Origin of the sequence: Serratia sp. PF-27 (assembly GCF_030053255.1) — a bacterium.
Lineage (GTDB): Bacteria > Pseudomonadota > Gammaproteobacteria > Enterobacterales > Enterobacteriaceae > Serratia > Serratia bockelmannii.
The window spans coordinates 76,403-100,214 of the sequence record NZ_JASGBT010000023.1 but is presented as its reverse complement, the minus strand read 5'-3'; the positions used below and the strand labels follow the sequence as shown (position 1 = coordinate 100,214).

At 59.5% G+C, this 23,812-nt stretch carries 17 protein-coding genes; 7 read left to right on the top strand and 10 right to left on the bottom strand.

Translation table 11 applies throughout. The annotated features are described in order from the left end of the window. Positions 1–132: 132 nt before the first annotated feature. The 4 genes from cmk to ansB form a co-directional block, all read right to left on the bottom strand. The gene (gene cmk / locus QMZ29_RS23590; RefSeq protein WP_004928270.1) at positions 133–822 is read right to left on the bottom strand and encodes a (d)CMP kinase; all 690 of its coding nucleotides are present in this window, start codon (positions 820–822) and stop codon (positions 133–135) included. Between the two features lie 262 nt (positions 823–1,084). After that, positions 1,085–2,371 (bottom strand): 3-phosphoshikimate 1-carboxyvinyltransferase, encoded by a 1,287-nt coding sequence (gene aroA / locus QMZ29_RS23585; protein ID WP_261423682.1) that lies wholly within the window; start codon positions 2,369–2,371, stop codon positions 1,085–1,087. Positions 2,372–2,485: 114 nt separating this feature from the next. Continuing rightward, positions 2,486–3,571, bottom strand: coding sequence for a 3-phosphoserine/phosphohydroxythreonine transaminase (serC, locus tag QMZ29_RS23580; RefSeq protein ID WP_033633446.1), 1,086 nt, complete (start codon positions 3,569–3,571; stop codon positions 2,486–2,488). A 302-nt stretch (positions 3,572–3,873) separates the two neighbouring features. After that, positions 3,874–4,920: an L-asparaginase 2 gene (ansB, locus tag QMZ29_RS23575; RefSeq protein WP_043137688.1), complete on the bottom strand. Its 1,047-nt coding sequence runs from the start codon at positions 4,918–4,920 to the stop codon at positions 3,874–3,876. Between the two features lie 148 nt (positions 4,921–5,068). On the opposite strand from ansB, the gene ycaO reads away from it, so the two are divergent. From ycaO to pflA, 4 genes are all read left to right on the top strand, one after another. Next, positions 5,069–6,832 (top strand): 30S ribosomal protein S12 methylthiotransferase accessory factor YcaO, encoded by a 1,764-nt coding sequence (ycaO, locus tag QMZ29_RS23570; protein ID WP_261423683.1) that lies wholly within the window; start codon positions 5,069–5,071, stop codon positions 6,830–6,832. Between the two features lie 460 nt (positions 6,833–7,292). Beyond that, positions 7,293–8,153, top strand: coding sequence for a formate transporter FocA (gene focA, locus QMZ29_RS23565; protein WP_019454548.1), 861 nt, complete (start codon positions 7,293–7,295; stop codon positions 8,151–8,153). A 54-nt stretch (positions 8,154–8,207) separates the two neighbouring features. Further along, positions 8,208–10,490, top strand: coding sequence for a formate C-acetyltransferase (gene pflB, locus QMZ29_RS23560; protein ID WP_004928286.1), 2,283 nt, complete (start codon positions 8,208–8,210; stop codon positions 10,488–10,490). A 279-nt stretch (positions 10,491–10,769) separates the two neighbouring features. Beyond that, positions 10,770–11,510, top strand: a complete 741-nt coding sequence (gene pflA / locus QMZ29_RS23555) for a pyruvate formate lyase 1-activating protein (RefSeq protein ID WP_016928325.1) — start codon at positions 10,770–10,772, stop codon at positions 11,508–11,510. 49 nt (positions 11,511–11,559) lie between these two features. Here pflA and QMZ29_RS23550 read toward each other — a convergent pair whose 3' ends face one another. Next, positions 11,560–12,711 carry an MFS transporter gene (locus QMZ29_RS23550; protein WP_033637849.1) on the bottom strand — a complete coding sequence of 384 codons (1,152 nt, stop codon included), beginning with the start codon at positions 12,709–12,711 and terminating at the stop codon, positions 11,560–11,562. Positions 12,712–12,874: 163 nt separating this feature from the next. Here QMZ29_RS23550 and QMZ29_RS23545 point away from each other — a divergent pair, with 163 nt between their 5' ends. After that, the gene (locus QMZ29_RS23545; protein ID WP_261423684.1) at positions 12,875–13,240 is read left to right on the top strand and encodes a DUF1801 domain-containing protein; all 366 of its coding nucleotides are present in this window, start codon (positions 12,875–12,877) and stop codon (positions 13,238–13,240) included. A gap of 53 nt (positions 13,241–13,293) precedes the next feature. Here QMZ29_RS23545 and serS read toward each other — a convergent pair whose 3' ends face one another. The 5 genes from serS to lrp form a co-directional block, all read right to left on the bottom strand. Then, positions 13,294–14,586 carry a serine--tRNA ligase gene (gene serS, locus QMZ29_RS23540; protein WP_025302270.1) on the bottom strand — a complete coding sequence of 431 codons (1,293 nt, stop codon included), beginning with the start codon at positions 14,584–14,586 and terminating at the stop codon, positions 13,294–13,296. 109 nt (positions 14,587–14,695) lie between these two features. Beyond that, positions 14,696–15,982: a replication-associated recombination protein A gene (locus tag QMZ29_RS23535; RefSeq protein ID WP_049204286.1), complete on the bottom strand. Its 1,287-nt coding sequence runs from the start codon at positions 15,980–15,982 to the stop codon at positions 14,696–14,698. A gap of 67 nt (positions 15,983–16,049) precedes the next feature. Beyond that, positions 16,050–16,661, bottom strand: a complete 612-nt coding sequence (gene lolA / locus QMZ29_RS23530; RefSeq protein ID WP_015377319.1) for an outer membrane lipoprotein periplasmic chaperone LolA — start codon at positions 16,659–16,661, stop codon at positions 16,050–16,052. 197 nt (positions 16,662–16,858) lie between these two features. Then, positions 16,859–20,518, bottom strand: a complete 3,660-nt coding sequence (locus QMZ29_RS23525) for a DNA translocase FtsK 4TM domain-containing protein (protein ID WP_261423685.1) — start codon at positions 20,516–20,518, stop codon at positions 16,859–16,861. A gap of 120 nt (positions 20,519–20,638) precedes the next feature. Further along, positions 20,639–21,133, bottom strand: a complete 495-nt coding sequence (lrp, locus tag QMZ29_RS23520; protein ID WP_004928318.1) for a leucine-responsive transcriptional regulator Lrp — start codon at positions 21,131–21,133, stop codon at positions 20,639–20,641. Between the two features lie 654 nt (positions 21,134–21,787). Between lrp and trxB the strand changes: the two genes are divergently transcribed. Together trxB and QMZ29_RS23510 are read left to right on the top strand one after the other, a co-directional pair. Further along, complete coding sequence (gene trxB / locus QMZ29_RS23515; RefSeq protein WP_049204246.1) at positions 21,788–22,759, top strand: thioredoxin-disulfide reductase; 972 nt, start codon at positions 21,788–21,790, stop codon at positions 22,757–22,759. 74 nt (positions 22,760–22,833) lie between these two features. After that, positions 22,834–23,721, top strand: coding sequence for a LysR family transcriptional regulator (locus tag QMZ29_RS23510; RefSeq protein WP_169540292.1), 888 nt, complete (start codon positions 22,834–22,836; stop codon positions 23,719–23,721). The last annotated feature ends 91 nt before the right edge of the window (positions 23,722–23,812 follow it).

The window sequence follows — 23,812 nt, the reverse complement described above, 5'->3', positions numbered from 1 at the left end:
ATGGGGTTGTTTCACATACCCCGCCATTGGCTCCATGCCGACAGGGTTTAAGGTTACAGGGGTAAAATTTTACCCGATATATTGCGATACCGCTATGACAAATATGACAAAAAGCCAATAGCGCCGCCGCGCTTATTGCTGCGGCAACGCCAACACTTTCTGTGCATACGTCAACGCCTGCCGGATCACTTCTTCGATCGACATACTGGTAGAATCCAGCACGAGGGCGTCAGAAGCAGGCACCAGAGGCGCGATAGGCCGATTACGGTCACGGTCGTCCCGCTCCTTTATCTCGGCTAAAAGACGTTCAAAGTTAACATTAAAGCCCTTCTCCTGCAACTGCAGCATGCGGCGGTGTGCGCGCTCCTCCGAGCTGGCGTCGAGGAAAATCTTGACCGGCGCGTCCGGGAACACCACCGTGCCCATATCGCGACCGTCGGCAATCAGGCCGGGCGCTTCGCGGAATGCGCGCTGGCGGCGCAGCAACGCCTCGCGCACGCGAGGAAACGCCGCCGCTTGCGACGCGGTGTTGCCGACGGTTTCGGTGCGGATCTCATTGCTGACGTCCTCACCTTCCAAAATCACCTGCAGCTTGCCGTCCTGGGCAACGAAGCGAACATCGAGATGTGCGGCCAGCGGAACCAGCGCTTCCTCAGAAGTGATATCCACCTGATGATGCAACGCCGCCAGCGCCAGCACGCGATAGATCGCGCCGGAATCCAGCAAACGCCAACCAAGGGACTCGGCCAACGCTTTACACAGCGTGCCTTTGCCTGCGCCACTTGGTCCATCAACGGTTATCACCGGGGCTGTAGCCGTCATTTCTCTCTCCTTCAGGTAGAAAACCTCACAGAGACACGGCACGCTTCGACTCGAAGCCCGTGCGCTCTGCCACCTGCCCAATCAGGGGCAAATACGGTGGCGTATTATACGCTGCCCTACGGCAATCTGTTACCCTGGAACTGTCCGGTTGTTGAAAATAAGCGCACAACCGCGAAAAAGTATAGAAGAAACGCCGGTCGCCGAAGGTTAAAAACGATAAAGGCCCACAAAGGGGCCTTAAAATAAACGATTTGACGGGTTACTACGCCGGCTGGCTGATGCGCGCCAACTGCTCGAAATAATCCGGGAAGGTTTTCGCGGTGCATTTCGGATCGAGAATGGTGACCGGGGTATCCGACAGCGCCACCAGCGAGAAGCACATCGCCATGCGGTGATCGTTGTAGGTACCGATCTCGGCAAACTGCAGTTTGGCCGGCGGCACGACGTGAATGTAGTCTTCACCCTCGTCCACTTCCGCCCCCACTTTACGCAGCTCGGTGGCCATCGCCGCCAGACGGTCGGTCTCCTTCACCCGCCAGTTGTAGATATTGCGTATGGTGGTCGGCCCCTCGGCGAACAACGCCGCGGTGGCGATAGTCATCGCCGCGTCCGGAATGTGGTTCATGTCCATGTCGATGCCGTGCAGTTCACCGCGGCTGCACTCGATGAAATCGTCGCCCCAGGTGATGCACGCGCCCATTTTCTCCAGAACATCGGCGAACTTGGTGTCGCCCTGCACGCTTTTGCGGCCGATGCCGGTCACGCGCACGGTGCCGCCTTTGATCGCAGCCGCCGCCAGGAAGTAGGAGGCGGAAGAAGCGTCGCCCTCAACCAGATAATCGCCCGGCGCGATATACGTCTGGCGCCCTTGGATATGGAACACCCGGTAGTTGTCGTGGCTCACCGATACGCCGAAGGTACGCATCAGATGCAGCGTGATGTCGATGTACGGCTTGGAAACCAACTCGCCCTTGATGTGGATCTGCGTATCCTGCGGCGCCAGCGGCGCGGTCATCAGCAACGCGGTCAGGAACTGGCTGGAGACGCTGCCGTCAACGGTGACGTCGCCGCCCAGGAAGCCGCCGCGCAGGCGAATCGGCGGGTAATCGGTCTGCTCGAGATAATCAATCTGCGCCCCGCCCTGGCGCAACGCGTCCACCAGATGGCCGATCGGGCGCTCTTTCATGCGCGGTTCACCGGTCAACACCACGTCGCCTTCGCCGAGGCACAGCGCCGCCGCCAATGGGCGCATCGCCGTACCGGCGTTGCCGAGGAACAGTTCCAGCGGCTGGCCGGCCACCAGCGGCCCGGCCACGCCGGTCACTTCGCACACGGTACGATCGGCGGAAAGTTGATAGTTCACACCCAACGCCTGCAACGCGTTCAGCATATGACGCACGTCGTCGCTGTCCAGCAGGTTAGTCAGCCGGGTCGTGCCTTTCGCCAGCGCCGCCAGCAGCAGAGCGCGGTTAGAAACGCTCTTCGAGCCGGGTAAGTTGACGGTGCCATTGACCAGGGCGACCGGTTGTAACGTCAGGGAATCCACCATGTGAACAAAACTCTCCAATTCTGATAAACGAAACGGCTCCGGAATAATGCCGGAGCCGCTTTAATGCAAAAGGACAACAGCCTGAGGCAGCCCGCGCCTGGCGGGCTGACGGAATCAACCGTGACGACGTTCGAAGTCGGCCATGAAGTCGGTCAGCGCCTGCACGCCGGCCAGCGGCATCGCATTGTAAATAGAAGCGCGCATGCCGCCAACTACCCGGTGGCCTTTCAGCGCCTGCAGGCCGATGGCCTCGGCTTCGCTGAGGAACACTTTGTCCAGCGCCGCATCGGCCAGTTGGAACGGCACGTTCATCCACGAGCGGTTGGCGATGGCCACCTGGCTGCGGTAGAAGTCGGATTTATCGATGGTCGCGTACAGCAGCTCGGCCTTGGCCTGATTGCGTTTTTGCATCTCCACCAGGCCGCCCTGCTCTTTCAGCCATTTGAACACCAGCCCGGACAGGTACCAGGCGAAGGTCGGCGGGGTGTTGAACATCGAATCGTTCTCGGCCAGCACGGTGTAGTCGAGGATCGACGGCACTTCTTTGCGCGCCTTGCCCAGCAGATCGTCACGCACGATCACCAGCGTCAGGCCGGCCGGGCCGATATTTTTCTGCGCGCCGGCGTAAATCACGCCGAAGCGGCTGACGTCGAGCGGGCGGGACAGGATGGTCGAGGAGTAATCGCCGATCACCACTTTGTCGCCGAAGTCCGGCGTTTCATCGATGGCCACGCCGTCGATGGTCTCATTCGGGCAATAGTGCACATAAGCCGCGTCGGCGCTGAGTTGCCACTCTTTCATCGGCTTGATGCCGCTCAGGCCGTCGATGCGGGTTTTCACGTCGATGACGTTCGGAGCGCAATACTTTTCCGCTTCCTTGATGGCGCTGTGCGCCCAATAGCCGCCGTCGATATAGTCGGCGGTAGCCTTGTCGCCCAGCAGGTTCAGCGGCAGAGCGGCAAATTGTGCGCGGGCGCCGCCGTGGCAAAACAGCACCTTATAGTTGGAGGGGACTTTCAGCAGATCGCGCAGATCCTGTTCCGCCTGCTCGGCAACGGCGATGAATTCTTTGCTGCGGTGACTGATCTCCATCACTGACGTGCCCAGGCCGTGCCAGTTGCACAGTTCCTGTTCCGCACGACGCAACACTTCCACCGGCAGCATCGCCGGGCCAGAGCTAAAATTATAAACCTGAGTCATTTCCCCTCACCACATTCACTGTTCGCCGCAGAAAAGCGACCTGTCGAAAAGATGCCCGAAGTTAACGCTCGCGTTAACCAACCCATCGGTTTTATCACTCACGCCCCATGGCTGCAACGCTTATTCGCCCGCCGGCGGCAAACGGTCTCGCCGGGTGATGACAGGCTCTGCGGCCATCGCGATTGTTTGGACGATAAAACCCTGCGACATGGGGAAATTCAGCGGGTTAACGCGGTGCTTTATGCTGTATTCAGCCGAGATGGCTGCGGGAACCCGGTCGGCCCCCGCAGGAGAGAAAACGATCAGTACTGATTGAACATCTGCTGGATTTGCTTCGCGTCTTTGGCTTGCGTCAGCGCGAGCTGCAGCAAAATGCGCGCTTTTTGCGGATTCAGCGTGCCGGCGGCCACGAAGCCGTACTTGGCGTCGTCCACTTCCGCATCTTCGGTAGTGGCGCCGGTCGGTACGCGCGAAGAACGCACCACCGCCACGCCGTTGTGTGCCGCCGTCGCCAGTGTGTCGAACACCGTTTTATACAGGTTGCCGTTGCCGACCCCGGCGCTGACGATGCCCTGGTACCCTTCGGCGATCAGCGCCTTGACCGGCGCATCGGAGGCGTTGGCGTAGTTGTAGACGATGCCGACCTTCGGCAGTTCGTTCAGCTTGCTGACGTCGAACGGCGTATCACGGGTATGCTTGCGCTGCGGTGAGCGCTGGTAATCGACCTTGCCGTTGTGGATATACCCGAGCGGGCCAAAGTTCGGCGACTGGAAGGTCTGCACGGCGGTGGTATTGGTCTTGGTGACGTCGCGCGCGTCCAGCACGGTGTCGTTCATCGCCACCAGCACCCCGCGGTTGGCCGATTGCGGATCTGCCGCCGTCACCACCGCATTATACAGGTTGAACGGGCCATCGGCGCTCATCGCCGTCGCCGGCCGCATCGCCCCGACAAGCACCACCGGCTTGTCGCACTTCACCGTCAGATCGAGGAAATAGGCCGTCTCTTCCAGCGTATCGGTGCCGTGGGTGATGACGAAGCCGTCGGTTTTGCCGCAGTCGGCGTCAATTTTCTTCACCAGCGTCAGCCAGACCTGATCGTTCATGTCCTGCGAGCCGATGTTCACCACCTGCTCCCCCTGCACGTTGGCGATATCTTTCAGCGCCGGCACCGCATCGACCAGCGCCTCGACACCCAGCTTGCCCGCGGTATAGTTAGATTTCGTCGCCGAATCGCCGCCACCGGCGATGGTGCCGCCTGTCGCCAGCAGGGTGATGTTGGGCAGCGCCAGCGCCGAGGCGCTGACGCCGGTCAACAAGAGGGTTAACACGCTGAGTTTCACTGATTTCATTAGATTTCTCCGTGACAGATAACTCGCTGAATTATGGCCTTTATCCTTAAAAAAACTGTGACTTTGCCACCGCTTTAGGAATACGTGGAGCTCCAGCGTAAAACCCCGTATCATTGCGCGTTTTTAGTACGCGCAAAAAGTGAAGACAATGACGCAAACTTTTATCCCCGGTAAAGACGCCGCTCTGGAAGACTCCATCGCCCGTTTCCAGCAGAAACTGAGCGACCTCGGTTTCAACATCGAAGAGGCCTCCTGGCTGAATCCAGTGCCGCACGTGTGGTCGGTGCACATTCGCGATCGCGATTGCCCGCTGTGCTTCACCAACGGCAAAGGCGCCAGCAAAAAAGCCGCGCTGGCCTCCGCGCTGGGTGAATATTTCGAGCGCCTGTCCACCAACTACTTCTTCGCCGATTTCTATCTGGGCCGGCAGATCGCCGAAGGCGACTTCGTGCACTACCCGAATGAGAAATGGTTCCCGATCCCGGCGGACGATACGCTGCCGGCCGGCATCCTCGACGAGCGTCTGCACGCCTTCTACGATCCGCAGCAAGAGCTGAGCGCCAGCGATCTTGTCGATCTGCAGTCCGGTAATGCCGATCGCGGCGTGTGCGCGCTGCCGTTTACCCGTCAGTCCGACCAGCAAACCGTGTACATTCCGATGAATATCATCGGCAACCTGTATGTTTCCAACGGTATGTCCGCCGGCAACACCGCCAACGAAGCGCGGGTGCAGGGCCTGTCGGAAGTGTTCGAGCGCTATGTGAAAAACCGCATCATCGCCGAATCCATCAGCCTGCCGGCGATCCCGGACGAAGTGCTGAACCGCTACCCGGGCGTGGTGGAAGCCATCGCCAAGCTGGAAGAGGAAGGTTTCCCGATCCTCTCCTACGACGCCTCGCTGGGCGGCAACTACCCGGTGATCTGCGTGGTGCTATTCAACCCGACCAACGGCACCTGCTTCGCCTCGTTCGGCGCGCACCCGGACTTCGGCGTGGCGCTGGAGCGCACGGTAACCGAGCTGCTGCAGGGCCGCAGCCTGAAAGATCTCGACGTGTTCACCGCACCGACCTTCGATGACGAAGAAGTGGCGGAACACACCAACCTGGAAACGCACTTCATCGACTCCAGCGGCCTGATCTCCTGGGATCTGTTCAAGCAGGATGCGGACTATCCGTTCGTTGACTGGAGCTTCAGCGGCAGCACGCAGGAAGAGTTCGCCACCCTGATGAGCATCTTCGACAAAGAAGACGCGGAAGTGTACATCGCCGACTACGAGCACCTGGGCGTCTACGCTTGCCGCATCATCGTGCCGGGCATGTCCGATATCTACCCGGCAGAAGACCTGCTGCTGGCCAACAACAGCATGGGCGCGCACCTGCGCGATACGCTGCTGGCGCTGCCGGGCAGCGAGTGGGAGCCGGAAGAATACCTGGCGCTGATCGAGCAGTTGGACGATGAAGGGCTGGACGATTTCACCCGCGTACGCGAACTGCTGGGTATTGCCAGCGGCAAAGACAACGCCTGGCATACCCTGCGCGTGGGCGAGCTGAAGTCGATGCTGGCACTGGCGGGCGGCGATCTGGATCAGGCGCTGATTTGGACCGAATGGACGCAGGACTTCAACGCCTCGGTGCTGAGCCCGGCGCGCAGCAACTACTACCGCTGCCTGCAAACGCTGTTGCTGCTGGCGCAGGAGCCTGAGCGCGAAGCGGCGCAATACTACACCGCGTTCGTGAAAATGTACGGCCAGGAAGCGGTGGACGCGGCCTCGGCCGCCATCAGCGGTGAAGAACGCTTCAACGGGCTGTTCGCCGTCGATGCCGAGCTGAAGGCGCTGCCGGCCCATCAGGCGCTGCTGGCGGCCTACGAGAAGCTGCAGGCGGCCAAACGCCGCCACTGGGCCAAGGCCTAATCGCCATTGGGGGTACCGCCACTTTTGGGGTACCCTCCCCGGTCAAACGCCGCACTCCGCTGCGGCGTTTTCATTTTGCGGTTTATTTCAACGCATTCTGTTTTATTTTCCCGCAGGAAAATAGGCGGTTAAACGAGCATAAGAATAAATAAACCGGCGATTGTTGCCGGACGGTGAAATAATAATTAACCGATAATTAAACTTTCAGCGACGAACAGCGACAAAACGCCTAAAAATTTAACTTTGACACCCTCGGCACACCGGGTGAATTCAAAAAAAATTGCAAACATTAAAAAATTGTTTTTTGTTTAAATTCAATTAATTACCTACAAAAACCACACAGAAAGCATGTCATTTTGGCGCTCTACTTCCCCGCCTTATGATCCAAATCAAATTTTCCCCTATACTGCTTTGCTAGTATCTCATTGCGTTGTTTTAACCCTTAAGAGCGAGAGTTAGTTTGAAAACTGACAGCCCATTCGATCTGATTTTACCTGCGGCAACGGCGAAAATCGCTGAAGATGCCGGCGTGTATAAAGCCACCAAACATCCGCTGAAAACGTTTTATTTGGCGATCACCGCCGGTGTCTTCATTTCCATCGCCTTCGTTTTCTACATCACGGCGACCACCGGCACCGCCGGCGTGCCTTTCGGGCTGGCGAAACTGGTCGGCGGCATCTGCTTCTCTCTCGGGTTAATGCTGGTGGTAGTGTCGGGCGCCGACCTGTTCACCTCTACCGTGCTTATCGTCATCGCCAAGGCCAGCGGCCGCATCAGCTGGGGCCAACTGGGCGCCAACTGGCTGAACGTTTATCTCGGCAACCTGGTCGGCGCGCTGTTCTTCGTGGCGCTGATCTGGTTCTCCGGCGAGTATATGGTCGCCAACGGCCAGTGGGGCCTGAATGTTCTGCAAACCGCAGACCACAAGCTGCATCACACCTTTATCGAAGCCGTCTGCCTCGGCATTCTGGCTAACCTGATGGTCTGCCTGGCGGTCTGGATGAGCTACTCCGGCCGTACCCTGACCGACAAGATGCTCGCCATGGTGCTGCCGGTCGGTATGTTTGTCGCCAGCGGCTTCGAACACAGCATCGCCAACATGTTTATGATCCCTATGGGCATCGTGGTCAAACACTTCGCCACGCCGGAATTCTGGCAAGCCGTAGGGGCGGTACCTGAGCAATTCGCTCATCTGACAGTAAGCAACTTCATCATCGACAACCTGATTCCGGTCACCATTGGTAACATCATCGGCGGCGGTCTGCTGGTTGGGTTGACTTACTGGGTAATTTATCTGCGCGGGGGCCGCGAACAGCACTAAGCTGTGAGTTACCGCGCGCAGAGTTAGAAATCCACAATCAAAGGTAGGTGTACAATGACCGAACTTAACGAGAAATTAGCCAACGCTTGGGAAGGTTTCAGCAAGGGTGACTGGCAGAATGAAGTCAACGTTCGTGACTTCATCCAGAAAAACTACACGCCTTATGAAGGTGACGAATCCTTCCTGGCTGGCGCAACTCAAGCCACCACCACCTTGTGGGACAAGGTTATGGAAGGGATCAAACTGGAAAACCGCACTCATGCGCCGGTTGATTTCGACACCAACGTTGCTTCAACCATCGTTTCTCACGACGCGGGTTACATCGCCAAAGAGCTGGAAACCATCGTGGGTCTGCAGACCGACGCCCCTCTGAAACGCGCGCTGATCCCGTTCGGCGGCATCAAAATGGTCGAAGGTTCGTGCAAAGTGTACGGCCGCGAACTGGATCCGCAGCTGAAAAAAGTGTTCACCGAATACCGTAAAACCCACAACCAGGGCGTATTCGACGTTTACACCAAAGACATCCTGAACTGCCGTAAATCCGGCGTGCTGACCGGTCTGCCAGACGCTTACGGCCGTGGCCGCATCATCGGCGACTACCGCCGCGTGGCGCTGTACGGCATCGACTTCCTGATGGCCGACAAGCTGAACCAGTTCAAATCGCTGCAGGAAAAACTGGAAAACGGCGAAGACCTGGAAATGACCATCCAGCTGCGCGAAGAGATCGCTGAACAGCATCGCGCTCTGGCTCAGATCAAAGAGATGGCCGCCAAATACGGTTACGACATCTCTGGCCCGGCCACCAGCGCCCAAGAAGCGGTGCAGTGGACCTACTTCGGCTACCTGGCCGCGGTGAAATCCCAGAACGGCGCCGCCATGTCCTTCGGCCGCGTGTCCACCTTCCTCGACGTGTTCATCGAGCGCGACATCAAGGCGGGCAAACTGACCGAAGAGCAAGCGCAGGAACTGATCGACCACCTGGTGATGAAACTGCGTATGGTGCGCTTCCTGCGTACTCCTGAGTACGATGAGCTGTTCTCCGGCGACCCAATCTGGGCGACTGAATCCCTGGCCGGCATGGGCGTCGACGGCCGTACCCTGGTCACCAAAAACAGCTTCCGCTTCCTGAACACCCTGTACACCATGGGGCCGTCTCCGGAGCCGAACATGACCATCCTGTGGTCTGAGAAGCTGCCGCTGAACTTCAAGAAATTCGCGGCGAAAGTGTCCATCGACACCTCTTCCGTTCAGTACGAAAACGACGACCTGATGCGTCCTGACTTCAACAACGATGACTACGCCATCGCTTGCTGCGTCAGCCCAATGATCGTCGGCAAACAAATGCAGTTCTTCGGCGCCCGCGCCAACTTGGCGAAAACCATGCTGTACGCCATCAACGGCGGCGTTGACGAAAAACTGAAAATGCAGGTCGGCCCGAAAGAAGCGCCGATGATGGACGAAGTGCTGGACTATGACAAAGTCATGGCGCGCATGGACCACTTTATGGATTGGCTGGCCAAGCAATACGTGACCGCGCTGAACATCATTCACTACATGCACGACAAGTACAGCTACGAAGCTGCGCTGATGGCGCTGCATGACCGTGACGTTTATCGCACCATGGCTTGCGGCATCGCCGGTCTGTCCGTGGCGGCCGACTCCCTGTCTGCCATCAAGTACGCGAAAGTCACCACCATTCGCGACGAAGACGGCCTGGCCATCGACTTCAAAGTGGAAGGCGAGTATCCGCAGTTCGGTAACAACGACGCCCGCGTCGATGACATCGCTTGCGACCTGGTGGAACGTTTCATGAAGAAAATTCAGAAACTGCGCACCTACCGCAATGCGGTACCGACTCAGTCCGTACTGACCATCACCTCCAACGTGGTGTACGGTAAGAAAACCGGTAACACCCCGGATGGCCGCCGCGCCGGCGCACCGTTCGGCCCAGGTGCCAACCCGATGCACGGCCGCGACCAGAAAGGCGCAGTAGCCTCCCTGACCTCGGTAGCCAAACTGCCGTTTGCCTACGCGAAAGACGGGATCTCCTACACCTTCTCCATCGTGCCTAACGCGCTGGGTAAAGACGACGACGTGCGTAAAGCCAACCTGGCGGGCCTGATGGATGGTTACTTCCACCATGAAGCCTCCATCGAAGGCGGCCAGCACCTGAACGTCAACGTAATGAACCGCGAAATGCTGCTGGACGCGATGGAAAACCCTGAGAAATACCCTCAGCTGACCATCCGCGTTTCCGGTTACGCCGTGCGCTTCAACTCGCTGACCAAAGAGCAACAGCAGGACGTCATTACTCGTACCTTCACTCAAACGATGTAATACGCCAACCGGGCGGGAAACCGCCCGGTGCCAACGTCAGGGCCGGTTCTGCCGGCCCTTTTCTTCCACCGCTCTCCCCTGACTCTGTAGAGTCTGTTTTGCCGGACATCTATACTGAATGGATAGCCGGCAAAACAGTTATCCGGCAACTGACCGGCCGACAGGCATCATTACCCCCGGTGGCGGCTCCACCCGCTGCTGCATCGCAGATACCTGGCCGGCGGCCACGCGCCTATTTTTAGACTGCGTTTGACAGTCAATATTGGAGAAAACCCCGCAATGTCAGTAACTGGTCGCATCCACTCCTTCGAATCCTGCGGCACCGTCGATGGGCCCGGGATCCGCTTTATCGTCTTCTTCCAGGGCTGCCTGATGCGCTGCCTCTATTGCCATAACCGCGACACCTGGGACACCCACGGCGGCAAAGAAGTGACCGTCGAAGAGCTGATGAAAGACGCGGTGGCCTACCGCCACTTCATGAACGCTTCCGGTGGCGGCGTGACCGCGTCCGGCGGCGAGGCGATCCTGCAGGCTGAATTCGTGCGCGACTGGTTCCGCGCCTGCCATGCCGAAGGCATCAATACCTGCCTGGACACCAATGGCTTCGTGCGCCGCTACGATCCGGTGATCGACGAGTTGCTGGACACCACCGATCTGGTGATGCTGGATCTGAAACAGATGAACGACGATATCCACCAGAATCTGGTCGGCGTCTCCAACCACCGCACGTTGGAATTCGCCCGCTACCTGGCGAAACGTAACCAACGCACCTGGATCCGTTACGTGGTGGTGCCGGGCTGGTCAGATGATGACAAATCGGCACACCTGCTGGGCGAGTTCACCAAGGACATGACCAACATCGAGAAAATCGAGCTGCTGCCCTACCACGAACTGGGCAAGCATAAATGGATAGCGATGGGGGAAGAGTACAAACTGGACGGCGTACATCCGCCGAAGGCCGAGACCATGGATCGCGTCAAAGGCATCCTGGAAAGCTACGGTCACAAAGTGATTTACTGATTGGCGCACGCCAAAAGAAAAAACCGGCTCATGGCCGGTTTTTTTATGCTCAGGCGGCGGCGAACGGCGTGTGGTGGTGATCCGGCTTCTGCTTTTTCAGCAGCATCAGCAGGTAAACCAGCGCTACGGCGGCGATCATCACGAACAGCACACGGTCGGAGTAGTTTTGCATCAGCAGCGCCGTCATCGACGGGCCCAGCAGGCTGCCGATGGTGTAACTCATCAACAGCGCCTGGTTCATCGCCACCAGTTCGTGCGGCAGCGCCTTCTCGCAGGCCCAGGACATCGCCACCGGATACAGGGTAAAGCCGGCGCAGCCGAGGATGAACAGCGAAGGCGCCATGGCGTAGTTGCCGAGCATCGCCACGCTGGCGAGGATCACCACGAACACCTGAATGCGCAGCACCAGCAGGCGCCCATAACGATCGGCCAAGCGCCCGACCGGCCATTGCCCAACGATGCCGGAGCTGACCAGCAGCGCCATCCAGTAACCGACGTTGGCGTCGCTCATGCCCTGATGGGAGAGATACAGCGGCATCAGACCATACAGAGAACCGAGCACGATGCCGGAAATGATGCAGCCGTTGATGCCGAGGCGCGCGCTGCGACGTCTTAACATTGTCCACACCGCCGCCTGCTGCGGCTCGTCTTCATGGCGGTTGACCCGCGCAAACAGCATTGGCAGCATGGCGCTGATCACGATCGCGGTCACCCACGGCACCACGTGCAGCAATTCGGTCGAGGTCATGCTCAACAGCAATTGCCCGGTCACCGTACCGAGGTAATAGACAATCATATAGGCCGCCAGCAGCTGGCCGCGGTTGCTCAGGTTACCGCTGCGCAACAGCGCGCTCTCCACGATCACCCAGATCCAGGCGCAGCCGACGCCGGCGAAGAAACGCCAGCCCAGCCAGCTCCAAAAATCGATCGACAGCACCATGCCGGCGGTCGCGGCGGCAAACACCAGGCAAGAAAGATGATAGCTGCGGGTAAAGCCGACGCGCTGAATCAGTTTGCCCGCCACCAGCGTGCCCAACAGGTTGCCGCTGAAATAAGAGGAGCTGACCATTCCCACCTGCCAGGTTGACAGCTGAGCATGCGTTAACCAAAGAGGCACGAGCGTATTCAAAACGGCAATGGATACCGTGAGCAGCAAGAGGCCGCAGAGCAATAAGAGCACTGGGCGGGAGTATGCGGACATAGTGAAATTGTGACCGAACGCGCAATGAGAGTGCGCGCATCATGCCACTGGCGATAAAAAAGTCAATCGCCTCTTATCATTTCACCGCACGATTTGTTTCCGGCTAACCGGCTGAAAAAGCGCTATGCTGAGCGCAGAGCGGATTTGACGATGGAGAGACAGGATGAATCAGGCAAATGATGCGGCGGTAGAGGCCCTGCTGGCGGACATTGGCAGCACGCACGGTGAGCTATTGGCCATCGTGCAGCGGGTGCGCCGGATCGCGGCGGCGAGCGGCAACGGCGTCACCGAATCGGTCAAATACGGCGGCATCATGTTCTCGCATACTCAATTTTTCTGCGGCGTTTTCGCCTACCGCAATCACGTCACGGTGGAGTTCGGCCACGGCTACCGGATGGCAGACAGCCATCATCAGCTCGAAGGCAACGGCCAGTATCGGCGGCACATCAAGCTCCACTCGTCCGGCGAGGTGAAAAGCAAACATCTTGCGGACTACATTCAACAGGCTTACGCACTGACGACAGACTGAATTCTCAACATAAAAAAAGCGCCCGCAGGCGCTTTTTTCTCGTAGTTTGCCGTTTAGCCGATGTATTCCAGGCCGCCCATATAAGGACGCAACACTTCAGGCACCTGAATGCGACCGTCGGCCTGCTGGTAGTTTTCCAGCACCGCCACCAGCGTACGGCCGACCGCCAGGCCGGAACCGTTCAGCGTGTGGACCAGACGCGGCTTCTTGTCGGCCTTGCTGCGGCAGCGAGCCTGCATGCGGCGCGCCTGGAAGTCCCACATGTTGGAGCAGGACGAGATCTCGCGGTAGGTGTTCTGCGCCGGCAGCCACACTTCCAGATCGTAGGTCTTGCAGGCGCCGAAGCCCATGTCTCCGGTGCACAGCAGCACCTTGCGGTAAGGCAGGTTCAGCAGCTGCAGCACTTTTTCCGCATGGCCGGTCAGCTCTTCCAGGGCATCCATCGAATCTTCCGGACGGACGATCTGCACCATTTCGACCTTGTCGAACTGGTGCATGCGGATCAAACCGCGGGTGTCACGGCCGTAAGAACCGGCTTCCGCACGGAAGCATGGCGTGTGCGCGGTCATCTTCAGCGGCAGAGTTTCCTCTTCGACGATCTCGTCGCGCACCAGGTTGGTCAGCGGCACTTCCGCCGTTGGGATCAGCGCGTAGTTGCTGCTGTCGGCTTCTTCTTCCAGCGGACGGGTATGGAACAGGTCTTCGCCGAACTTCGGCAGTTGGCCGGTACCGTACAGCGTGGCGTGGTTGACCAGGTAAGGCACGTAGGCCTCCAGGTAGCCGTGCTGCTCGGTGTGCAGATCCAGCATGAACTGGGACAGCGCGCGGTGCATGCGGGCGATTTGCCCCTTCATGACCACGAAGCGCGAACCGGTCAGCTTAACCGCGGCGGCAAAATCCAGCCCGCCGGCCATTTCGCCCAGATCGACGTGATCGCGCACCGCGAAGTCGTACTGGCGCGGTTCGCCCCAGCGGGTGACTTCCAGGTTTTCACTGTCGTCTTTACCATCCGGCACGGCGTCGTCCGGCAGGTTAGGCAGCGTCAAAGCGTAATCGCGGATCTCGCTCTGCAGCGTATCCAGCTCTGCCTTGGCGGCATCCAGCTTGTCACCCAGCTCGTTCACTTCGCGACGCAGCGGCTCGATGTCTTCCCCACGCGCTTTGGCCGCGCCGATGGATTTCGATCGGGAGTTGCGTTCCGCTTGCAGCGTTTCAGTTTCTACCTGCAGAACTTTGCGGCGTTCTTCCTGCGAACGCAGCAGATCCAGATCGAGTTTAAAGCCTCGGCGAGCCAGTTTGACGGCGACTGCGTCTAGCTCATTACGCAGCAGATTGGGATCGAGCATGCTAATCCTGTGCTTGTTGTTATTGAAAGAAGTGTTGTTGTTCTATGCGGCTGATTTATAGCCGCATAAAAGAAGAGTGATACCCGCTAACCTTACCGCAACGGCCTCGCTAGCGGTAGCGTTTTGTCGGGCTATTTTGATCCTGCTCAGCCAGCCATGCCAACTTTTCGCCGATTTTCCCTTCAAGCCCACGCGAGGTCGGTTGATAGTAGCGTGTCTTGGCCATTTCGGGCGGGAAATAGTTCTCGCCGGCGGCGTAGGCGTTGGGTTCGTCGTGGGCGTAACGGTACTCCGCCCCCAGCCCCATCTCCTTCATCAGCTTGGTCGGCGCGTTGCGCAGGTGCTCCGGCACGTCATAATCGGCCTGCTCTTTGGCGTCGCGCATGGCGGCCTTGAACGCGGTGTAAACCGCATTGCTTTTCGGCGCGCAGGCCAGGTAAACAATCGCCTGCGCGATGGCGCGCTCGCCCTCTGCTGGCCCCACGCGGGTGAAACAATCCCAGGCGGCGATCGCCACCTGCATGCCGCGCGGATCGGCGTTGCCCACGTCTTCAGAGGCAATCGCCAACAGACGGCGCGCCACATAGAGCGGATCGCCGCCGGCGGTAATGATACGCGCATACCAGTACAGCGCGGCGTCCGGCGCCGAACCGCGCACTGATTTATGCAACGCGGAAATCAGGTCGTAATAACGGTCGCCCTTGTTGTCGAAGCGCGCACTGCGCTCGCCCGACACCTCTTTCAGCAGCTCCGGCGTCAGCACCCGCACGCCTTTGGCGTCGAGCTCCGCCATGTCTGCCATCATTTCCAGGCTGTTCAGCGCCCGGCGCGCATCGCCGCCCACCAACTCCGACAGCAGGCGGCGCGTTTCCGCGGGCAGCTCGACGTTCTGATTGCCAAAGCCGCGCGCCTTGTCGCTCATCGCCTGATCCAGCACCTGGCCGATATCTTCGGCGGTCAGCGCCTTCAGCAGGTAAACGCGGGCGCGGGACAACAGCGCCGAGTTCAGCTCGAACGACGGATTTTCGGTAGTGGCGCCGATAAAGGTGATGGTGCCGTCTTCGATGTGCGGCAGGAAAGCGTCCTGCTGGCTCTTATTGAAACGGTGCACTTCGTCGACGAACAGGATGGTGCGGCGGCCGGCGTCGCGATTTTGCCGCGCCCGCTCGATCGCCTCGCGGATCTCCTTGATGCCGGAGGTCACGGCGGAGATCCGTTCGACATCCGCCTGACCGTAACGGCCGATCAGCTCTGCCAACGTCGTCTTCCCGGTGCCCGGCGGCCCCCATAAAATCATCGAGTGCAGCTGCCCGGCCTCGATGGCGCGCGGCAGCGGCTTGCCGGCGGCCAGCAGATGCTGCTGGCCGATATACTGCGCCAGCGTGGTCGGGCGCATACGCGCGGCCAGCGGCTGGAACTCATTCTGGGAAAAATCGAGCGACAGATTATTACTCACTTGCACCTCACTGGCGCTGGTCGTCCAGCGTCACCCCCTTCGGCGGGGTAAATTTGAATTTGGCCGGATCGGCGGCAACGTTCTGCTGGCTTTTCAGCGTATAAGCACTACGCTGGCCATCCTGCTCCACCGCGGCAAAGCTGCGGATGGTGCCGCTGTTGGTCACGCTGATGGCGAATTGCTTCAGGTTGCCGCTGGCGGATTTCGGCGTCAGCTCGAAATCATCGCCCTTTTGCTTCACGTTGTACTGCTTCCAGTCGCTGGCGTTATTGCGGGTAATCAGCATAAACGGCGTATTGCCGGTGGCGTTCTTCAGCCAGGTCGCCGTCACCTGCTCGACGAACGGGTTGTAGAACCACAGGGTCTGGCCATCGGAAACCAGCACGCTCTCATCGGGTGACGTCATGTGCCAGTTGAACAGGTTCGGCCGCTTCACCCACAGCTCGCCTTCACCCTGTTGCACCGCGGCGCCTTCAGCGCTGGTCACGGTTTGCGAGAAGCTGGCGTGGAAACTGTTCACCTTCGCCAGGCGACTTTGCAGATCCTGTGCGGCATCGGCCAGCACGGAGGTAGAAGCGAATCCCGAAAGCAGACAGCAGGCAACTAACAGTTTTTTCATTATTCCAGATACCTTATGAAATGCGTTAACCGCAGGGCGACGCCGTGCGGGTCAATCAACCCTTTACTCCGTTACTTTACCTGAAGCCGGCGATCGGCCGGTAGGCCAATGTTCCGAGAAGAAACGGGTTTACGCTTCTTTGCACAAGGGCCGCTTAAGCGGCCCTTTCTTATTGAATTGCAATGGCTAAGCGACCATCAATCGTGCCGCGGCGGCGCCAGCACCTCGCGGTTGCCGTTGTGCCCCTGCTCGCTGACGATGCCCTGCGCCTCCATCTGTTCGATGATGCGCGCGGCGCGGTTATAGCCGATGCGGAACTGGCGCTGTACGCCGGAGATGGAGGCGCGGCGTTTATCCACCACGAAATCCACCGCCTGGTCAAACAACGGATCCAGCTCTTCGTCGCCGTCCATCCCGCCACCGGCACCGCCCTCGCCATCTTCGCCGCCGCTGAGAATACCCTCTTTATATTGGGGCCGCTCGCGCGCTTTCCAATCCTTGACCACCGCGTGCACTTCCTGATCGCGCACGAATGCGCCATGTACACGCACCGGGATCGAGGAGTTCGGCGCCAGATAAAGCATGTCACCCATACCCAGCAAGGACTCGGCGCCCCCCTGATCGAGGATGGTGCGGGAGTCGATCTTGCTCGACACGGTAAAGGCGATACGCGTCGGGATGTTGGCCTTGATCAGGCCGGTGATCACATCCACCGAAGGACGCTGGGTCGCCAGCACCAGGTGGATGCCCGCCGCACGCGCTTTTTGCGCCAGGCGAGCGATCAACTCTTCAACCTTCTTGCCAACCGTCATGATCAGGTCGGCGAATTCGTCGACCATCACCACGATGTACGGCTCTTTCTCCAACACCGGCGGCGTGATGTCCATGCTGTCGGTCGGTTTCCAGAACGGATCCGGGATCGGACGCCCCATCGCTTCGGCCTGATCGACACGCTCGTTGTAGCCGGCCAGGTTACGCACGCCCAGGGCAGACATCAGCTTGTAGCGGCGTTCCATCTCACCCACGCACCAGCGCAGCGCGTTGGCGGCGTCTTTCATGTCGGTGACCACATCGGTCAACAGGTGCGGAATACCTTCGTAAACCGACAGCTCCAGCATTTTCGGGTCGATCATGATAAAGCGCACTTCTTTCGGCGTGGCCTTATACAGGATGCTCAGGATCATGGCGTTGACCCCGACCGATTTACCGGAGCCGGTAGTACCGGCGACCAGCAAGTGTGGCATTTTGCCCAGATCGGCCACGACCGGTTCGCCGGAGATGTCTTTACCCAATACGATGGACAGCGGCGACGGATTGTCGCGGAAGGCCGGGCAGTCCAGCACTTCGCGCAGGTACACCGTTTGCCGCTTGGCGTTCGGCAGTTCCAGACCGACATAAGGCTTACCGGGGATCACTTCCACCACGCGCACCGCCGAAGTCGACAGCGAGCGCGCCAGATCGCGCGACAGGTTGGAAATGCGCGCCGCTTTGACGCCCGGCGCCAGATCCAGCTCGAAGCGGGTGATGACCGGCCCCGGCAGGATATCCACCACGTCGGCTTTTACGCGGTAATCGGCCAAACTGGCCTCCACCAGGCGCGCCTTCTGTTCCAGCGCGAAGGAGTCGACCGGCTCCACCTCTTTCGGCGCTTCGGTCAGCAGATCCAGCGTCGGCAGCGGCGTGGTCGGCTTCTGCAGCGGCTGATCGTTGCGCATCAGGAACGGGTGAATCAGGCTGTCCATCGCCGGGTGCGGCTCAGCCGGAGCTTGCTGAGGCTGCTGCTGCACCGGTTGCTGTGGCTGCTGATATTGCTGCTGCGACGGCTGTTGATACTGCTGTTGTTGCTGCGGCTGCTGATAAGATTGCTGCTGCGGCTGTTGGTATTGTTGCGGCTGCGCATGCGGTTGCTGGGCAGCCGGCGCCGCAGGCTCAAACTGGCCGAACGGCACGTCGTCCTCTTGCTCGCTTTGCTGTTCAATGCGCTCTTCAAGCTGCGGGGACAGCGTGAACATCGGCTCGCTCGGGCCATCGTCCACTAAATCCGCCATCGGCGAGAAGCTGAAAGCATTGCAGGTATCGACCGGGCTGGCGGCCGGCGCCTGCGGGGCAGTCTCTTGCTGGCCATAACGCGCCTGCTGCTGCTCGGCGAAAGCCTGACGCAGCGCAGCCTCTTGCCGCGCCTCTTCATCGTCCTGTTGGACTTCACCGTAACGTTGGTTCTGTTGTTCGGCGAACGCCTTGCTCAGCTCGGCTTCCTGCTGAGCCTGTTCATCATCCTGCTCCGGCGCGTAGCTTTCGCCATAGCGCTGGCTTTGCTGTTCGGCGAACGCCTGGCGCAGCGCGGCTTCTTGCTGCGCCTCTTCTTCCTGCGGGCTCACCGCCGTCGGCTGTTGAGGCTCCGCCTGGCGCTGTTCCTGTTCGGCAGCACGCTGCGAAGGCAGCTTGATGCCGTAGGAAGCCAGCTCACGACGGGTCGGAATACGCACCGGATTCGGCCGCGGCAACTCAGGGCCGATACCCTGTTTAACCTGAGAATTGCCGTCGCTGGTCGCCGTGAAGGCCGGCATAAAGGTCGCCGCCGCGGCGCCCGCAGCGGCAGCGGCTGCCGTATCCAGTTGTGGCTTGGCGCCGGCGGCGCTGAAACCACCTGCTCCGCTGACGTCGGCACTGTCGCGCTGCGCAGCGGTAAAATCAAAGGGAGAACGCGCTGCCGGCTGCGGGGCCGGCTCTTGCCAATTGCCCAGGCGCGGCTCATCGTCATCCTGATAAGGATCGACAGGCCGCGTCGCCTTAGGCGCTGGTGTTTCTTCCGGGATTTCGAAGGAATACAGCGGCGGCGTGGCGTCTTGCGCCGGGGTGCTCACCGGGTGCTGATTGACCGAGGCCGGCGCGGCCGGCGCCACCGTTACCGACGGCGCCTGTGTGGCGATCGGCGCGGCAACGGGCTCGTGGATCTCTGCCTTCACCGCTGGTGCAGGCGAAGCCGCCGGCGCGATTGGCGCGGCGTCGGCTTCAACCTCACTATCGTCGGCTCGCAGGCCGCTGAGCAACGGATCGGCGGCGTCTTCCCCCGCCTCTTTGGCGCTTTCGGTGACCGAGGGTGCGGAGAACAGCACGTCGTCATCGGCAGCCGCGGCTCCGGCGGCGGTCGCCGCAACCGCTGCAGCGGCGCCCTTCCCTGCCTGCTCAGGCTCATCGTCAACGTAACGCTCGTCATCCTCTAAATAGCGCTCTTCGCGACGCGAGCGATTGGTCACCACCGTCGCGACACCCAACACCGCCCCGCCGATCTTCTCGGCGATCACCAGCCAGGACCAGCCGGTAAACAGCGTCAGCCCCGCCGCCCACACGCACAGCAGCGCCAGCGTGGCGCCGATGCCGTTGAACCACGGCAACATGGCGTTGCTCAGCAGGCTGCCGATCACGCCGCCGGAGGCGAAGTAATAGAGATCGTCAACGTTCAGCGCCGCCAACCCGCAGGAGGTAAGCACTAACGCCAAAGTACCGATCAGGCGCAGGGAGAGCGCGAAATAGTCGACGTAGTCTTTGTTGCCGCGTTGGCGATAGGCTGCCCAGCACAGGATCAGCATGATCGGCGGTATCGCGTAGGCGAGCACCCCGAAGGTGAAGAACAGCGTGTCGGCCAACCAGGCCCCAACACCGCCACCCAAATTGTGAATCGGCTCATGCCACGCGGTCTGCGACCAGCTTGGGTCAGACGGATTGAAACTGACCAACGCAGCCATGAGGTAAACGGCAAAAATCGCTACCACGATAAGCACAGCCTCCAGCAAACGCCGGCCACTGCTGAGTCTTTTCAGGGTAACTTCTTTATCTTCTGTATATTCCTGGCTCAAGAAAGGCTCTCCAGGTTCCTGTTAGCTGACATAGCAACAGCGCCGAGAAGCTTCCCCGGCGCCGAAACTGTATGAATAAACAGGAGTGTAACCAATTTAATCAGGTTTTGCACCTGCACCTTACCGTGTTTTGATAACCAGACGGTTACTCTGTTTCACTTCTTCCATCACTACGTAGGTACGGGTGTCGTTAACCCCCGGCAAACGCAGCAAGGTTTCGCCCAGCAGTTTGCGGTACGCCGACATGTCCGGTACGCGGGTTTTCAACAGGTAGTCGAAATCACCGGAAACCAGATGACACTCCTGAATCTCTTCAAGCTTCTGCACTGCCGAGTTGAATTGCTCAAACACATCCGGCGCGCCACGGTTCAGCGTGATCTCCACGAAAACCAGCAGGGACGCATCCAGATAATGCGGGTTAAGCAATGCGGTATAGCCATGAATGAAACCCTGGCGCTCGAGACGGCGCACGCGTTCTAAACATGGTGTCGGGGATAACCCCACGCGCTTCGAAAGCTCGACGTTCGAAATACGCCCATCCTTCTGCAGCTCATTCAGGATGTTGCGGTCGATACGGTCGAGATCTTTACCCGGGCGTTTCTTGTTGTCTGCCATTATTATTGTCTCTCTTATTTTCTTCCGTGCACTTGCCACACCCTAGCCAACGTCAATGTGTAAGGGTTCGTTCCAAGCGAAGACCCGATGCCTGTCATATGCTTCTTCACTACCATCATTCCACGCCGCGCAGCCTGTCTGTCCAACCCCGCGCGACGCCGGCAACGACGTTTAGGTCGAGAAAAAATCAGCAAACGCTTGCGCGCCCTGCTCCGCACATCCACCGCGCATTGCCGCCTCGCGGCGCAAATACGTACGATTTGCTGGTGTTACGGGGATAATTTCTTCTTCCTATGATGTTTTCGCAAATGCGCAGCGGATTGTCAAAGTAAAAGAAGCAAAATCAGAACAACGTACCGTCATGAAAAGTCTGCATCCCATTTTTGGTTATGAATCGCTGGCAGATAAACCCCGGTAGGGAGCGGCTGAAGTCGCAGAATGCGCCGTTTTTGCGCGGTTGGCGATTCGGTAGCCGAATGCGGCTTTGATAAGGTAAATTTCTGCGTTCGGCGTACGATTTGCCGACAGCGGGCGCATTAATAGGCGACAACTATCATACAAATCGTTAACAACGTCGCCCGGCGCTTTTTTTACTGCGCCATTTTCCCTACAATCGGCTTCATTGTCCGCCATTGTGGAATAAAGAGGTTATTCATGGGCACGGCTAAACATAGCAAATTACTGATTCTGGGCTCCGGCCCGGCCGGTTACACCGCCGCCGTCTACGCGGCGCGCGCCAACCTGAGCCCGGTGCTGATCACCGGTCTGGAGCAAGGCGGCCAGCTGACCACCACTACCGAAGTGGAAAACTGGCCGGGCGACGCCGAAGGCCTGACCGGTCCGGCGCTGATGGAGCGCATGCGCGAACACGCGGAGAAGTTCCAGACTGAGATCGTCTTCGATCATATCAACAGCGTCGATCTGCAGCAGCGCCCGTTTCGCCTGTTCGGCGACAGCGGCGAATACAGCTGCGACGCGCTGATCATTGCGACCGGTGCCTCCGCCCGCTACCTTGGCCTGCCTTCCGAAGACGCCTTCAAGGGCAAAGGCGTTTCCGCCTGTGCGACCTGCGACGGTTTCTTCTACCGTAACCAGAAAGTCGCCGTGGTCGGCGGCGGCAACACTGCCGTTGAAGAAGCGCTGTACCTGTCCAACATCGCCGCCGAGGTTCACCTGATCCACCGCCGCGACAGCTTCCGTTCAGAGAAGATCCTGATCGACCGGCTGATGGAAAAAGTGAAAAGCGGCAACATCGTGCTGCACACCGACCATACGCTGGACGAAGTGCTGGGCGATGAAATGGGCGTGACCGGCGTGCGTATCCGCAGCACCAAAGCGGAAAACGAAACCCGTGAACTGGAACTGGCCGGCGTGTTCATCGCCATCGGCCACAGCCCGAACACCGGCATCTTCGGCGGCCAACTGGAGCTGGAAAACGGCTACATCAAGGTGCAGTCCGGCATTCACGGCAATGCGACCCAAACCACTATCCCCGGCGTCTTCGCCGCTGGCGACGTGATGGATCACATCTACCGTCAGGCAATCACCTCCGCCGGCACCGGCTGTATGGCGGCGCTGGACGCAGAGCGTTACCTGGACGGCATCGCCGGCGCAGAAGTCTGCTAAGACGTTCTCTTCATCAGCAAAAAGCGGCTCTCGAGCCGCTTTTTTTGTCTTCAGCCCCAGGAGGATGCACGCCGATGCATAATCTTCTTCACTGGCGCCTGCTGGTTGCCGTCGCCGACAACGGCACCATCACTCAGGCTGCGGCGCTCTGCGGCATGACGCAGTCTGCCGCCAGCCAGGCCATCGCTCAACTGGAGACGATGCTGAGCACCCGGCTTTTGGTGCGCCAGCCACACAATGTCGTCCTGACCCAAAGCGGCCTACAGATCGTCGCCCATGCCCGCACGATGTTGGAAGGACTGCGGGCCATTCAACAATGCGCGCAGCAAGCCGGTAACGCGCACGCGGGCAAAATACGCCTGGCCAGTTTCCCGTCGGCATTTAGCAAGCTGTTGCCGCCGCTGCTGCGCAAGTTTCGCCGTCTGTATCCCGACATTGAGCTGATTACGCTCGAGGGCACCGACCACGAAGTGGAGAGCTGGTTAACATCGGCAACGGCAGACATCGGCGTGGTGCTCAATCCGGCACCGGAGCGACTGTGTTTCCCTTTGGGGGAAGACACCTGGTTGGCGGTCGTGCCCAGCGCGCACCCGCTGGCGCGAGCGCGGCGGCCGGTGGCGCTGGATGCCCTGTTCCGGCTGCCTTTCATCCTGGCGACCGGCGGATGTGATGTGAATGCGCAAAGTTTGGCGCAGCAGTCGGGCCTGGCACTGGCCGATATCCGCGCCACTGTCAGCGATTGGCAAACGGCGTTGACGCTGGTCAGAGAAGGCACGGGCGTTGCGCTGATGCCCGCGTCGGTGATCCCGCCCGATGCGCTCGGAGTTTGCGCTCTACCGCTCGTTGCGCCGGTTTATCGTCGTTTCGGCCTGGCCTGCTCATCCGAGGCGGCGGCCCTACCGCCCGTCCAAACCCTGCTGAATTATCTGCGCGAACAGGAGCAAACCCTGGCCAGTCGCTGAGCTAATAGCGGCTTTCTGAAATTTCCATTTTCCCGCCGACATCCGCGTCGGCATGCTGTGGCAAGCGTTCTCATTGACCCACAAGGAAATA